Source organism: Nostoc sp. PCC 9305 (assembly GCF_963920915.1).
In the GTDB taxonomy this organism is placed as follows: domain Bacteria; phylum Cyanobacteriota; class Cyanobacteriia; order Cyanobacteriales; family Nostocaceae; genus Nostoc.
Window position 1 is genome coordinate 1 of record NZ_CAWUDN010000142.1, and the last position, 16,021, is coordinate 16,021.

Annotated in this window: 10 protein-coding genes; 8 read left to right on the forward strand and 2 right to left on the reverse strand. The window is 44.5% G+C overall.

Annotated features, from left to right (window positions below):
• Positions 1-394: 394 nt before the first annotated feature.
• From metH to ACM0OX_RS32150, 5 genes are all read left to right on the forward strand, one after another.
• A complete protein-coding gene (gene metH, locus ACM0OX_RS32130) occupies positions 395-3,922 on the forward strand; it encodes a methionine synthase (RefSeq protein ID WP_414519018.1) in 3,528 nt (1,175 codons plus the stop codon).
• Positions 3,923-4,323: 401 nt separating this feature from the next.
• Positions 4,324-4,965, forward strand: a complete 642-nt coding sequence (locus ACM0OX_RS32135) for a class I SAM-dependent methyltransferase (protein ID WP_094350733.1) — start codon at positions 4,324-4,326, stop codon at positions 4,963-4,965.
• Between the two features lie 222 nt (positions 4,966-5,187).
• Complete coding sequence (gene htpG / locus ACM0OX_RS32140) at positions 5,188-7,173, forward strand: molecular chaperone HtpG (protein WP_414519019.1); 1,986 nt, start codon at positions 5,188-5,190, stop codon at positions 7,171-7,173.
• 179 nt (positions 7,174-7,352) lie between these two features.
• A complete protein-coding gene (rpmB, locus tag ACM0OX_RS32145) occupies positions 7,353-7,589 on the forward strand; it encodes a 50S ribosomal protein L28 (protein WP_094350731.1) in 237 nt (78 codons plus the stop codon).
• 641 nt (positions 7,590-8,230) lie between these two features.
• Complete coding sequence (locus ACM0OX_RS32150; RefSeq protein WP_414519020.1) at positions 8,231-11,434, forward strand: GAF domain-containing protein; 3,204 nt, start codon at positions 8,231-8,233, stop codon at positions 11,432-11,434.
• 316 nt (positions 11,435-11,750) lie between these two features.
• Here ACM0OX_RS32150 and ACM0OX_RS32155 read toward each other — a convergent pair whose 3' ends face one another.
• Entirely contained in the window at positions 11,751-12,458 is a 708-nt protein-coding gene (locus ACM0OX_RS32155) for a 2-hydroxychromene-2-carboxylate isomerase (RefSeq protein WP_414519021.1), read from the reverse strand.
• 199 nt (positions 12,459-12,657) lie between these two features.
• On the reverse strand, positions 12,658-13,164 hold the full coding sequence (locus ACM0OX_RS32160) for a DUF1993 domain-containing protein (RefSeq protein ID WP_414519022.1): 507 nt from the start codon (positions 13,162-13,164) through the stop codon (positions 12,658-12,660).
• A gap of 356 nt (positions 13,165-13,520) precedes the next feature.
• Between ACM0OX_RS32160 and ffh the strand changes: the two genes are divergently transcribed.
• The 3 genes from ffh to ACM0OX_RS32175 all read left to right on the forward strand — a co-directional run bounded on the left by ffh (position 13,521) and on the right by ACM0OX_RS32175 (position 15,846).
• The gene (gene ffh, locus ACM0OX_RS32165; RefSeq protein ID WP_414519023.1) at positions 13,521-14,987 is read left to right on the forward strand and encodes a signal recognition particle protein; all 1,467 of its coding nucleotides are present in this window, start codon (positions 13,521-13,523) and stop codon (positions 14,985-14,987) included.
• A gap of 201 nt (positions 14,988-15,188) precedes the next feature.
• Positions 15,189-15,449, forward strand: coding sequence for a 30S ribosomal protein S16 (gene rpsP / locus ACM0OX_RS32170; RefSeq protein WP_012409382.1), 261 nt, complete (start codon positions 15,189-15,191; stop codon positions 15,447-15,449).
• A complete protein-coding gene (locus ACM0OX_RS32175) occupies positions 15,412-15,846 on the forward strand; it encodes a KH domain-containing protein (RefSeq protein WP_094350726.1) in 435 nt (144 codons plus the stop codon). The genes rpsP and ACM0OX_RS32175 overlap by 38 nt, the downstream gene beginning before the upstream one ends.
• The last annotated feature ends 175 nt before the right edge of the window (positions 15,847-16,021 follow it).

Genomic DNA, 16,021 nt, shown 5'->3' on the forward strand with positions numbered 1-16,021 from the left:
TCGTTAAAAAAATTAACTATGACAAAGAGTTTTAGCCTTAACTGAACCGTATTGGCTTATAAAGGGGAGGGTTAGGGTGGGGTAAAACCTTGGTTAATCAACTATTTCAGACTTGTGTTTACACCGTAGGCTTGCTCTTAGAGGAGACAAAGCATAGCTTTGGCGGGGTGGGGTTCTTCGAGTTTAATAACCAATTAAGCGACACGACATCAGGACGCTTTTGCATAATTCTGTCGTCGTCAATCTTGAGAAATCAGGTCAAAATGAGCCAATGGCGAGTTTCAGCAAAACAGACTTTATGAAAAGATGCCGAAAATATCACAATCTTGGAAAATAATAAAGTAAGTCGAGTATCACAAGACTCACTTGATATCCTCATTTATTCTAGGAAAATATGACTCATCCTTTCCTTGAACGCCTGCGTAGTCCAGATAGCCCAGTCCTCGTCTTCGACGGGGCGATGGGAACGAACTTACAAACCCAAAACCTGACTGCTGAAGACTTCGGCGGCCCACAGTATGAAGGTTGTAACGAATACTTAGTCCATACGAAACCCGAAGCTGTCGCTAAGGTTCACCGCGACTTTCTCGCTGCTGGTGCAGACGTAATTGAAACCGATACCTTTGGTAGTACATCCCTTGTACTGGCAGAATATGACTTAGCAGACCAAGCCTACTACCTCAGCAAGACAGCCGCAGAATTAGCCAAGCGTGTTGCTGCGGAATTTTCCACGCCAGAAAAACCCCGGTTTGTGGCAGGTTCCATCGGCCCCACAACGAAACTCCCCACCTTGGGGCATATTGACTTTGACACCATGAAAGCTACTTTTGCCGAACAAGCAGAAGCGCTGTGGGATGGTGGTGTCGATTTATTCCTGGTGGAAACTTGCCAAGATGTGCTGCAAATTAAGGCGGCGCTGAATGCCATTGAAGAAGTGTTTGCTAAGAAGGGCGATCGCAGACCGTTGATGGTTTCTGTGACAATGGAAAGCATGGGCACAATGTTGGTTGGTTCCGAAATCAGTGCGGTGCTGACAATTTTGGCACCTTACCCAATAGATATTCTCGGTCTAAACTGCGCCACAGGCCCAGACTTGATGAAACCACATATCAAGTATTTGGCAGAACATTCACCTTTCATCGTTTCCTGTATTCCCAACGCGGGTTTACCTGAAAACGTCGGCGGTCAAGCGCACTACCGCCTAACACCGTTAGAATTACGGATGTCATTGATGCATTTTGTTGAAGATTTGGGTGTCCAAGTGATCGGGGGTTGCTGTGGGACACGTCCAGAACACATTCAACAATTGGCAGAACTTGCTAAAGACTTAAAGCCAAAAGTTAGACATCCTAGCTTAGAACCAGCAGCAGCATCAATTTACACCACTCAGCCTTACGATCAAGATAATTCTTTCTTGATTGTTGGCGAACGTCTCAACGCCAGTGGTTCCAAGAAGTGCCGCGATTTGCTAAATGCCGAAGATTGGGATGGACTCGTTTCAATGGCGAGGGCGCAAGTAAAAGAAGGCGCACACATCCTCGATGTCAACGTCGATTATGTGGGACGTGACGGCGTGCGGGATATGCACGAATTAGTTTCGCGCATTGTTAATAATGTGACATTGCCTTTAATGCTTGACTCCACCGAATGGGAAAAGATGGAGGCGGGTTTAAAGGTTGCAGGTGGTAAGTGTTTGCTGAATTCCACCAACTATGAAGATGGTGAATCCCGCTTTTTAAAGGTGCTGGATTTAGCCAAAAAATACGGTGCTGGTGTAGTCATTGGTACTATCGATGAAGATGGGATGGCGCGGACAGCAGACAAAAAGTTTGCGATCGCTCAACGCGCATACCGCCAAGCTGTAGAATATGGCATACCTCCCACAGAAATATTCTTTGATACTCTAGCGTTACCAATTTCCACCGGGATTGAAGAAGACCGAGAAAACGGTAAAGCCACAATTGAATCCATCCGGCGCATTCGTGAAGGATTGCCTGGATGTCATGTGATTTTGGGTGTTTCCAATATTTCCTTTGGTTTGAATCCAGCCTCGCGGATGGTGCTGAACTCGGTGTTTTTACACGAGGCGACGACGGCGGGAATGGATGCAGCCATTGTCAGCGCTAACAAAATTTTACCGCTCTCGAAGATTGACGCGCGCCATCAAGAAATCTGTCGCCAGTTGATTTATGATGAGCGGAAGTTTGAGGGTAATGTTTGCGTTTACGATCCCTTGGGAGAGCTTACCACAGCCTTTGCCGGGGTGACAACTAAGCGCGATCGCTCCTTAGATGAAAGTCTCCCCATCCCAGAACGTCTCAAACGCCACATCATCGACGGCGAACGCATTGGCTTAGAAGAACATCTGAAAAAAGCCTTAGAAGAACATCCCCCCTTAGAAATTATCAATACCTTCCTGCTAGATGGCATGAAAGTTGTCGGGGAATTATTCGGTTCTGGACAAATGCAGCTACCCTTCGTTTTGCAATCTGCGGAAACCATGAAGGCGGCTGTTGCGTTTCTAGAACCGTTCATGGAAAAATCAGAATCAGGTAACAATGCGAAAGGAACTTTTATCATTGCCACAGTGAAAGGCGATGTTCACGACATTGGTAAAAATTTGGTGGATATTATCTTATCCAACAACGGCTACAAGGTGATTAACCTGGGAATTAAGCAGCCAGTAGAAAACATCATCAACGCTTACGAACAGCACAAAGCTGATTGTATTGCGATGAGTGGTTTGCTGGTAAAATCCACCGCCTTCATGAAAGAGAACTTGGAGGTATTTAACGAAAAGGGAATTAGTGTCCCCGTGATATTAGGTGGTGCGGCGCTGACTCCCAAATTTGTGTATGAAGATTGCCAAAATACTTACAAAGGTAAAGTCGTTTATGGCAAAGATGCCTTTTCTGACTTGCACTTCATGGATAAATTAATGCCAGCAAAGGCAACTAATAACTGGGAAGATTTGCAAGGATTTTTGAATGAAGTCGAAACTGCTGAAGTTTCGACAAATGGCCACAAAGAACCAAAAGCAACAACTGCTGAAGAAACATCTGCTGAACCAAAAGTAGTAGATACGAGACGTTCCGAAGCCGTGGCGATAGATATTGAACGTCCCACCCCGCCTTTCTGGGGAACGAAATTGTTGCAGCCTAGTGATATTCCCATCGAGGAAATATTCTGGCATTTAGATTTACAAGCTTTGATTGCTGGACAATGGCAATTCCGCAAACCAAAGGAACAATCTAAGGAAGAATATCAGGCTTTCTTAGCTGAGAAAGTCTACCCAGTTTTAGAAACTTGGAAACAGCGAATTATTGAAGAGAATCTGTTGCATCCCCAAGTGATTTACGGGTATTTCCCTTGTCAAGCCGAAGGGAATTCTCTACATATATATGACTCAGAGAACCAATCACAACAGGTTACAACTTTCGAGTTTCCTAGACAGAAGTCTTTAAGGCGGCTATGCATAGCAGATTTCTTTGCTCCGAAGGAGTCGGGAATTATTGATGTCTTCCCAATGCAAGCGGTGACTGTAGGGGAAATTGCCACAGAATTCGCTCAAAAGCTGTTTGCTGCCAATCAATACACCGATTACCTGTATTTCCACGGTATGGCAGTGCAGGTGGCGGAAGCTGTAGCTGAATGGACACACGCCAGAATTCGCCGGGAGTTAGGTTTTGCTGCTGAGGAACCCGATAATATTCGGGATATATTAGCACAACGCTATCGTGGCTCGAGGTATAGTTTTGGGTATCCAGCTTGTCCAAATATTCAGGATCAGTACAAGCAACTGGAGTTATTGCAGACTGACAGGATTAACTTGTATATGGATGAAAGCGAACAACTTTATCCAGAACAGTCTACCACTGCAATTATTACCTATCACCCGTTAGCAAAATACTTTAGCGCGTAGAATCCTACTCGTTAAAGCAATACGCTTGGTGTTAGTGATAATTTTGCCCCGGAAAAGCCCCCTAACCTGTTCTCTACCTCTCTCTAACCCTCTCCTCGTAGAAGAAGGGGAGAAAGATTCAAAGCCTCTCTCCTTGTAGGCTACGGAGTACACACAAGTCTTATAAAGTTGTCTAACAGTGTTTCGATCCCCCCTAACCCCCCTTAAAAAGGGGGGAAATTTCTTCAAGTCCCCCTTTTTAAGGGGGATTTAGGGGGATCAGATGATTTGTGTGTACACCGTAGCCTTGTAGTAGAGGGGTTTGGAGTGAGGTTCAGATGTTACTTTGATGATTTTTCCGGGAATCCTGTAGTTGTATACCCACCAAATTTATTAATCTCTCAGCTTAGGTAGGCTTATTTATGCAACTCATCAGCTCGTTAGATATTAGAAATTCAGAATATTTATCTAAAAATCGCCTCATCAGTTACCATCACCAGTTGCGTCTAATTTTTTCGCTAGGTAATCAGGTAAAAAACGTTCTGGAAATTGGGATTTTTAATTCTCTGTTAACAGACATCTTGAAGAATAATGGATACAACGTCTCCACTGCTGATGTTGACCCCAGCCTCAAGCCAGAAATAATTTTGGATTTGACGACAGATTTTTCCTTACCAAAAGATAAATTTGATGCGATTGTCCTGTTTCAAGTGCTGGAACACTTCCCCTACGAACAGTCAGAAGAAGCATTGAGAAAACTTGCTATTGCAACCAAGAAATTTTTGGTGATTTCGATTCCCTATTGCACTCAATACCTCTCGTTTCAGGTGAAAACCTCTTTCTCAGGCAGACCAAGGCATTTACTATTCAATGTCCCCAAATTCTGGAGTACAACGCCAGTATGTGACGAACACTGCTGGGAAATGGGTTTAAAAGGATATCCGAAAACGCGGATTTTAAACTCTGTTGCCAAAGCTGGGTTAACTGTTAAGCAAGAATTTATCGATCCTACTTATCCATACCATTATTTTTTGGTGTTGGAGAAGAATTCTAGTAATACTTAAACAGCAATCTGTGGGGAGTGGAGAGTTGGAAGTAGGGGAATCCGAATCAGAAAATGGCGGCAAACAATGCTCAAAAAAGGTGCGATCGCCTAAGCTATGCTTTTAAAATCCTAATTGGTATCATGCCCTTCTGTGTTCTCCGGGTTTATCCTGGAAAACAGATGGCTAGGTTGTATTACCTACTATCATCATTTCAGATACTAACATCGAAAACTACCAATTATGCTAGAACAAGGCACTATCAGTATTCATACTGAGAATATTTTCCCGATCATCAAGAAGTCACTTTACTCAGATCATCAAATCTTCTTGCGGGAACTGGTATCCAACGCTGTAGACGCCATCCAAAAGCTAAAAATGGTATCCCGCGCCGGCGATTATGCTGGAGATATCGGCGAACCAGAAATTGAAATTGCCATTGACAAAGATAAGAAAACTCTATCCATCTCCGATAACGGTATCGGGATGACCGCAGATGAAGTTAAGAAATATATCAATCAGGTTGCCTTCTCTAGTGCTGAAGAATTTATTCATAAGTATGAAGGCAAATCAGATCAACCGATAATCGGTCACTTCGGTCTTGGTTTCTACTCTTCCTTCATGGTGGCGCAAAAGGTAGAAATTGATACCTTATCTTACCAAGAAGGAGCGCAAGCGGTTCACTGGTCTTGCGATGGTTCTCCAGCTTTCACTCTCGAAGAATCTTCCCGGACAACTCGCGGTACTACTATTATTCTCAGCCTGCAAGGGGAAGAAGAGGAATTTCTCGAATCAGCACGAATTAAGAATCTTGTCAAGACATACTGCGACTTTTTGCCAGTCCCAATTAAACTAGATGGCGAAGTAATAAATAAGCAAAAAGCACCGTGGCGAGAGTCTCCGAGTAATCTTACTCAAGAAGATTATTTAGAGTTTTACCGCTACCTGTATCCTTTTCAGGAAGAACCTTTGTTATGGGTACATCTAAATACTGACTATCCCTTTATCATCAACGGGATTCTGTATTTTCCCAAAATGAGACCGGATGTAGATGTTACCAAAGGTCAGATCAAACTATTTTGCAATCAAGTTTTTGTTAGCGACAACTGCGAAGAAATTATCCCGCAATTTCTGATGCCGATGCGGGGTGTAATTGATAGTACCGATATTCCCCTAAACGTATCGCGTAGTGCCTTGCAAGGCGATCGCACCGTGAAGCGAATTGGTGATTACATTGCTAAAAAAGTAGGCGATCGCCTCAAAGAACTTTTCCGCGATAACCGCGAACAGTACATTAGTGCGTGGAAAGACCTCGGCACTTTCGTAAAATTCGGCGTTCTCAACGACGAGAAATTCAAAAAACAAATCGAAGATATCATCGTCTTCCGCACCACCGCCAAGTTAACAGAAAAAGTTGCGGCTGAAACGCCAGTGGTTGAAGTCCAGTCTTCAGACGGCGATGCTTGGCAAGATGTCACTCCTTCACCCAGTTCTGACTCAGCACCCAGCGCTCCTTATACTACTCTGAAAGAGTATTTAGAACGCAACAAAGAACGCAACGAAAACCGAGTTTTCTACAGCACCGATGAAGCAACCCAATCTACATACATAGAACTGCACAAAAATCAAGGCTTGGAAGTCCTGTTTATGGACTCCTTCATCGACACTCACTTTATCAACTTCCTAGAGCGGGAATATCAGGATGTCAAGTTTACGCGGGTAGACTCAGATTTAGATAATACCCTGCTGGAACAAGATAAAGATAAGGAAATTGTCGATCCCAAGACGAACAAAACTCGGAGTGAGACGATTAAAGAGTTATTTGAGAAATCCCTCAACAAACCCAAACTCAACATCCGTACCGAAGCGTTGAAATCAGACGATCCTCATGGGACACCACCTGCGATCGTGCTTTTACCAGAGATTCTCCGCCGCCTGCGAGAAATGAACGCCATGATGCAGCAGGGAACAGCAGAGTTTCCCGAAGATCACATTTTGCTGGTGAATACTGCTCACCCGCTAATTCAAAATCTGGCAAATCTAAACCAAGGTAGTATCATTCAAGGTGACGGCCAATCGTCTACAGATCAGTTAGTCAACTTGATTTGCCAACACGTTTACGATTTAGCGCTGATGTCTCAGAAAGGATTTGACGCTGAGGGGATGAAATCCTTCGTCGAGCGATCGAATGAGGTACTCACCAAGCTGACGGAACAAGCAAGTAAATAGTGGTGAGTAGGAAGTTAGGAGTTAGGAGTTAGGAGTTAGGAGTTATTTCTCCTCTGCTCCCCTGCTCCCCCTGCTCCCCTGCTCCCCCTGCTCCCCTATCTCCCTCATCTCCCCACTTCTGCTGCCTAAGACCTAAAATGGAAAGGCTGTATTAAAATAACAATCTGGAGATACTTGCTATGTCCCGTCGCTGTGAACTAACTGGTAAGAAGGCAAATAACGCCTTTGCTGTTTCCCACTCCCACCGCCGTACTAAACGCCTTCAGCACGCTAATCTGCAAAACAAGCGTGTTTGGTGGGAAGCTGGAAATCGCTGGGTGAGATTAAAGTTGTCTACCAAAGCAATTAAAACCCTACAAATTAATGGGTTAGAAGCAATGGCAAAAGAAGCTGGCATTAACCTAAATCATTACTAAGTAATGTGGATTTCATAACCCGAAACTTTCTTAGGTTGGAATATAGGTAATTCGTAGGGGCGCACAGCTAGCTGTGCGCCCTAATTTTTATTACATCTTGAGTACTAGTCAGGCTTTCTATATTTTGAATTCTGTTGGCAGCAAGAGAGAAATATCGGAATCAGTTTTGATTTGGAGAACTTACTTGGTTTAATAGGCAAGAGACAAGAGCAAGAAGGCTCTTTTGATTAGACTTAGCTTTTTGACGCAATCAAATATGAGTTCTTTATAGAATTTTTACACTACGGCTAAATGTTGGTGTCTCTTAATAAAGATACTTAGCAGTTTTTTATTTTTCATAACTTAACTTAGACCGCTCCGTATCAAAACTAATTAGTTATTAATGCTGTAATTACTCAAAACTTTTAACAAGAGGTCGAGATAGAGATTAGCTGAATAAATAGAAAAACTGCCTGACCTGAAACAACTATCGAACGAAGCAATACAAGCCTTGCTAATAGAGCTATGAAAGAAAATCCAGAAACTAAAAACCGCACTGGATGCTACAAGTAATCAAGGCTCTCCACTAACCAAGACTAGTTGAGCAATTACAAATAAACAAGGGAATACTGAAAGCAGGTAGTGTATTTTCTTTATACTTTATGACAACGAACAGTTATGAAGCGTCGAACCACTTAGACCTGCAAGAGTGTCACAAACAGTTACATCTCACGGTTCAATATCAAAAAATATTGGCGAGGATTCTGGCTAAGATTCGCGCATCTGTAAACATCGAATCCCTCTGTTCGACTTCTTGTCAAGATATTTGTCGGCAATTGAAGATTGAGCGAGTTGCAATCTATCGCTTTAACACTGACTGGAGCGGTAGCTTTCTCAATCGTTTTGGCTTTGCAGAACATCCTTGGGATGCATTGACTGCCTTTGGACAAGACTTGGTTTGGGAAGATTCGCATTTGCAAGAAACCCAAGGAGGACGATATCGCAAAAATGAGCCGTTTGCTGTAGCTGACATTTACGATGCAGGGCACGCTCGTTGTCATATTGAAGTATTAGAACAGTTTCAGATTCGGGCGTATGCGATCGCACCCATCTTCATCGGGCCAAAACTGTGGGGAATGCTTGCAGCTTATCAACACTCCGCTCCTCGGCAATGGTATCCTCACGAAGTCGAATTCTTTGCCCAAGCTGCCAGCCATCTTGGTGTGGCAATGCAGCAAGCAGAAAATTTAGAACAGACTAAACAACGCACAGCAGAACTGCAAGATGCGATCGCGCGGCAACGTGCTTTGACGGAAGTAGTAGGAAATATTCGCTCGTCTGTAAATACCAAAATTATTCTAGACACTGCCTGTCAAGAACTCTGCAAACTCCTGAAGTTAGAGCGGGCAGCAATTTACCGCTTCAATGAAGACTGGAGCGGCGAATTTGTCAGCCAATTCGGGATGGTAGAAGCACAGTGGAATAGAATCCATCCTTTTGGCAAAAATCTCGTTTGGGAAGATACCCACCTCCAAGAGACGAAAGGTGGACGCTATCGCAATAACGAAAGTTTTGTTGTCAACGACATCTACCAAGCCGGACACTCGCGTTGTCACATCGACATTCTAGAGCAATTCAAGATTCGGGCATATACCTTAGCGCCCATCTTCATCGGCCCAAAACTGTGGGGACTGATAGCAGCATATCAACACTCCGGGCCGCGTCAATGGGCAAATTACGAAGTGGAGTTTCTGGGACAGGTAGGGGCACAATTAGGGGTAGCGATTCAGCAAGCCGAGAATTTGGCTCAGTCAAAACAACAGGCTTCTGCCCTACAAGATGCGATCGCTCGGCAACGAGCATTAACTGAAGTAGTCGGGAAAATTCGCTCCTCTTTAAATATTGATTTAATCCTAAAAACTACTTGCCAAGAAGTATGTAAACTGCTGCGAGTTGAGCGGGTTGGTGTTTATCGCTTCAATGAAGACTGGAGTGGCGAATTCGTCAGTAATTTCGGCATGGTTGAGGCACAGTGGGATAGCATCAATCCCTTTGGCAAAAATCTAGTTTGGGAAGATACTCACCTCCAAGAAACCAAAGGTGGACGCTACCGCAACAACGAAAATTTTGCTGTAGAGGATATTTATAAAGCTGGACACTCACGCTGTCACCTAGATATTTTGGAGCAGTTTAAGATTCGCGCTTATGCGCTAATCCCAATTTTTGTGGGACGGAATTTGTGGGGATTACTGGCTGCCTATCAACATTCTGCACCGCGCCAGTGGGATAGTGTGGAAGTGGAATTTTTGGGACAGGTTGCTAGCCAACTGGGTGTAGCACTGCAAAGTTCTCAAATGGTGACTCAAATCCAAACTCGCGCTGATGAACTGCAACAATCGGCTGAACAGCGGCGGATTTTATTTGATTTGGTCGTCAAAATTCGGGAATCTTTGGATTTAGAGACGATCCTTAAGACTACAGTACAGGAAGTGCGGCGATCGCTAAATACAGATCGAGTCGGCATTTTCCGCTTCGATCCAAACGTTGGTTTTTGCAGCGGTGAATTTATTGCTGAAGATGTCTTACCCAAGTTCGATTCTGCCCTCGCCGTGAAGGTGCAAGACTATTGCTTCGGCGATCAATACGCACCCCAATATCGTCAAGGGGAAGTACAAGTAATATGTGATGTCAACAGTGTTGGCTCCAAAGTCCCTCATTTGGATGTGATTGAGCGATTCCAAGTCAAAGCACAGATTATTGTGCCGTTGATGGAAGGTGATGAACTGTGGGGGTTGTTGTGCATTCACCAATGCACCCATACACGTCATTGGGAAGAAGCTGAATTAGAATTTGTCACCCAAGTGGCGGCTCAACTCAGTGTCGCGCTGCGTCAAGCCAACTTGTTTCAACAATCTAGTTTGCTGGGTCAAACTCGTGAAGAAGCGAATCAACTCGCTCAAGCACTCAATGAACTGCGTACTGCCCAAATGCAAATTATCCACGCTGAAAAAATGGCCAGCTTGGGGCAACTGGTGGCGGGAGTTGCCCATGAAATTAATAACCCGATTAATTTCATCCACGGCAACTTGGAACACGCCCACCAATACACGCAAGAATTGCTTCGCTACGTGCAGCTTTATTGGCATCATTATCCTGATGCCGCACCAGAAATTCAAGAGTTCTTCAAAAAAGCCGAAATAGCGTATTTGGTCGAGGATTTACCTCAATTATTCCAGTCCATGCAGGTAGGTACTGAACGCATTCGGGAAATTGTCACCTCTTTGCGGAACTTCTCGCGCCTAGACGAAGCTGACTTCAAACCAGCAAATATTCACGAAGGCATCGACAGTACATTAATGATTTTGCAAAACCGTTTGAAGCCCTCAGCCGATAGCCTCACCATTCATGTGAGCAAAGATTATGGTACTTTACCTCTAATAGAATGCTATCCCGGTCAGTTGAATCAGGTATTTATGAATTTGCTGTCCAATGCCATTGATGCTCTAGAAGAACGAACCACGCAGGAATCTTCTGAAGCACTGGCAAAAAACCCCAGCAAAATCAAAATTTCCACCTCCCTGCTCAATAAAGATTGGATTGTCATTCGCATCGCCGACAACGGATTCGGCATAGATGAAAAAGTCCTCTCTCGACTGTTCGATCCATTTTTTACTACCAAGGTTGTCGGTAAAGGCACGGGACTGGGACTGTCTATCAGCTATCAGATAGTCACAGAAAAACATAACGGCAAAATATACTGCCAATCTGAACTTGGCAAAGGTACAGAGTTTGTGATTGAGTTGCCGATTTATCAGGTCGCAGCTAGAAAATCAGTAGCTAAAGTCAAGGTGTTAGACCAGGTATAAGCCAATACAGTTCAGTTAAGCAGTTTTTTCCTTCTCTTTCTTCTCTCTCTGTGTTCTCTGCGCCTCTGCGGTTCGTAAAAATAACTTTGACAAACACGCCCGAGCCTTAACTGAACCGTATTGAGGTATAAGCAAAGAGGTAAAGTGATGATTTTTACCAGTTAAACTGAAAAATTATCACTTTTTTACTCAGCTTATATCTTGCACCAGGCGAATGGAAGTCGCGGCTACACAGGCAAAACCCGCCTGCGCGGGTTGAAAACATTGATTTTGCGTTAGTCCGCCCAGGCGGACTTGGTTTGTATAGCCGCGATTTCTAATCGCTAGGGCTAGGTGCAATATGTAAGTCAGCACTCACTACTGTTTTGGTAACAGTGGTATTACATAATTGTTTTACCTTTTCTGTTAACCAATCAACACGATCCTTTCCCCAAAATCTCTCGCCTTCGACTACCCAAGTCGGGACTCCGGGACAGCCAAATTGTTCGTATTCTGCCAAAGCTGCCACTGCTGCAAGTTTTGCTGCTTCCCCGTAGATTAACTCAAGAATGCGATCGCCATTCAACCCAACATCATTTGCAACTTTCTTAATCACAGACTCATCGTTGACATCAAGTTGGTCGATGTACGTCGCTCGAAAGAACGCGGCATCAAGCAGATGCTCCTTCCCGGTTCCACAAGCAGCGTAATAGGCTCTCGCGGGAAGTTCTTCCCGACCAAACTTCATTTTCTCCCAACGTTTGACCCACCTGCCAAATTCTTCAAATTCCTTGAGCCGTATTTCAATGCCGTACTTTTTTGCCCACCGCAGACAATCTTCTTTGTGATAGGACGATAACACGGCGCTTTCACTTCGTCCTTGTAGGTCAGCTACCTTTATCCCGCGCTCCTTCGGTATGTAGATTGGTCGTCGTTCAATATCAACAGGCAATCCGCGCAAAGCTTTTTCGGCAAGAGCGATACCAATATATGAATTTGACGAATGGTATATCGAGTATGAGTATACTTTGATTCGCTGCGACATCTTGGCTACCGTAGCTACCTAACTGATAATATTACGAATTAGCGATCGCAGCAGTAGCCAATATTCAATCATTAGAGTCCCCAATCCCCACTGTGTTAGATAACAATAATAGGAATTATCGGGCGACGCAACGATTTAGCCGCTATACGCTCACCCGATACGGAGAATGAAAATCAATTCGCTCTCATATTGCGGAGCGTTAAGGCTTGCCTAGAAAGTCTTTTTTGCCAAGCTCTACACCGCAGTGTCTGAGAATGTCATAGGTTGTTGTGACATGAAAATAAACGTTTGGCAAAACAAAATATAGGAGAAATGGCATTCCTTTAAAAGATAGGCTCTTGTCACCTTGCGTAATGGTAATTGTTTTATCTTCCGAACCATCTATTTGTTCGGGTTTAAATGTGTCTAAATAAGAGATAGTTTTCTGAACTCGGTCAATAAGTTCGGGCAATGTAGTTTCATTGTCTTCAAACTTGGGTGCTTCTGCCCCTGCTAATTGTGCGGCACCTCTCTTTGCTATGTCAGAGGCAATTTGTACTTGTCTTGACAATGGAAACATATCTGGGAATAGACGACTATTGACCAACACATACCGATCTATTTTTTTTGTTTCTGCGTATGTAGCACCTTTTTCAAGAATACCTACAAGGTTATTTAGTGTGTGAATAAACACTGGTACTGAAGCTTGATACATTGAAATACTCATTGATATTTCTCCAGAAAAAGTTCTATCTTTGTATAGTTGGTGTCTTGTCGAGATAAGTGGTGCGATTCGCTCAGTCTAAATCTATCGCATCGGATAAGCGCTACATAATAAACGCGCGATCGTCATGAAGAGGGGGAAGAGAAAATTCCATACCTTTACCCCCGCCCCTTATCCCCAGAGGAAACCCCACCTTCCCCTTTGCCCCTCTGCCTCTTTATCAATCCGTATCTGGTTGCTACAGTCGCGGTGAAAAATACTAAGCTGGTAGATAGCACGTTAAAACTTTAGCGGAAATTCCAAATCGCATTCATCGGCGCTTTAGAATTCTCCATTGGCGAACTACCTGTAATTACATTATGTTTGATGCATTATCTGACCGTTTAGAATCCGCCTGGAAAAAACTGCGGGGACAGGACAAAATTTCTCAATCCAACATTCAAGATGCATTGCGCGAAGTGCGCCGCGCCTTGTTGGAAGCAGATGTCAATCTCCAGGTAGTCAAAGATTTTATTAGCGAAGTCGAAGCCAAAGCACAGGGAGCCGAGGTGATTACCGGCGTGCGACCTGATCAACAGTTCATCAAAATTGTTCATGATGAACTGGTGCAGGTGATGGGAGACGAAAATGTTCCCCTCGCAGAAGCCGAAGAACAGCCTACTATTATTCTGATGGCTGGGTTGCAAGGTACTGGTAAAACCACAGCTACCGCTAAGTTAGCGTTACATTTGAGAAAATTAGAGCGTAGTTGCTTGTTGGTGGCGACAGACGTATATCGCCCAGCCGCGATCGATCAGTTGCTAACGTTAGGTAAGCAAATTGATGTACCAGTATTTGAACTAGGAAGCGACGCCGATCCCGTAGAAATTGCTCGACAAGGTGTAGAACGCGCTAGGGCAGAAGGTGTCAACACAGTAATTATTGATACTGCGGGACGACTGCAAATTGACGAAGATATGATGGCGGAATTAGCCCGCATCAAAGCAACAGTCCAACCCCATGAAACTCTGTTGGTGGTGGACGCGATGACTGGTCAAGAGGCCGCAAATCTTACCCGCACCTTTCATGACCAGATCGGAATTACTGGGGCGATTCTCACCAAGATGGATGGTGATAGCCGTGGCGGTGCAGCGCTTTCAGTGCGAAAGATTTCGGGAGCGCCGATTAAATTTGTAGGTGTAGGCGAGAAAGTCGAGGCACTGCAACCCTTTTATCCCGATCGCATGGCATCGCGGATTTTGGGAATGGGCGATGTGCTAACCCTGGTAGAAAAAGCCCAAGAAGAGTTTGACTTAGCCGATGCTGAGAAAATGCAGGAGAAAATTTTGTCAGCAAAGTTTGACTTTACTGACTTTCTCAAGCAGTTGCGGATGCTGAAGAACATGGGTTCTCTGGGAGGCTTGATCAAGATGATTCCAGGGATGAACAAGCTTTCAGACGATCAACTCAAACAGGGAGAAACCCAGTTAAAGCGATGTGAGGCGATGATTAACTCCATGACTCGCCAAGAACGCCATGACCCCGATTTATTAGCCAGTTCTCCCAGTCGGCGGCGGCGGATTGCTTCTGGTTCCGGCTATAGAGAGTCAGATGTAACGAAACTGGTGGGTGATTTCCAAAAAATGCGATCGCTCATGCAGCAAATGGGTCAAGGTGGCTTCCCTGGAATGCCGGGAATGTTTGGCGGTGGCGGTGGCATGGGCAACGCCTTTGCCGGTGCTGGTAATCGTCCCGCAGCCCCCGGATGGCGAGGTTATGATGGTGTCCCAGCCACGAAAAAGAAAAAACCCAAAGATAAAAAGAAAAAAGGCTTTGGTAATCTTTAGTCATTAACAAAGAACTAATGACAAAGGACTAATGACAAATAGCAGCAAATGCTAGGCAGTGCTAAAATTAGCATTTCGACCTCAGAATTTATTAGCAGAGGAAACTAACCCTCAATTTCTTGGCAATAGCCAGATTTAGGTTACTTCCTCACCAATTAGTTGCTAACTAATATCTAACAACAGGAGAATGATTCTTCAACCATGATCAAACTGCGCTTGAAAAGATTCGGTAAAAAGCGGGAAGCAAGTTACCGCATTGTCGCCATTAACAACCTCGCTCGCCGCGATGGCCGTCCCTTAGAAGAATTGGGTTTTTATAACCCCAGAACTGATGAAGTGCGACTAGACGTTCCCGGTATCGTCAAGCGACTACAACAAGGCGCTCAACCCACTGATACCGTTCGTCGCATTCTAGTAAAAGCTAATGTTTTTGAGCAGGTCAGTGCAACAGCCGCATCATAATTTCGGAACAAAACTCCCAACAGCTAGCCCCAACTATGTTGAGCTGGTTCGGTTTTTGGTGCAGCCGTTTTTGGAATCTCCAGAGACATTAAGTGTCGATTGTGAAATTTCTCAGGCCCTCAACCGGGTTTGGGTTCGCATCGCCTTTGAAAGCGCAGATAAAGGAAAAGTGTTTGGTCGAGGGGGACGCAATATTCAGGCGATTCGTACAGTAATTGCCGCAGCCGCAGCCGCAGCTGGGCAATCAACATACCTGGATATCTACGGCAGCACCACGCCGGGCCGCGAGGGTATGTCTTTTGATGAAGAGACAGAAGAGCGATCGCCACCGCCGACTAAGAGAGAACCGCGTGCAAATGATGGGCCTAAACCCATTGTTAAACCACGCCTCCGCTAGGTTGAAACTAGAGAGCAAATCTGAGCGGTTGTTGTTACCTCCGCTCAGAATTTTTATAACGATGGAAAGTAGCAAAAAGATTTTTAAATCTTTTTTTGGACTCTTCACCAGTAGGGGCTATGCCTAGGGTGTTGATTTTGTAACTTTTCAGGGGTTAAAAATTCATGCACAATCC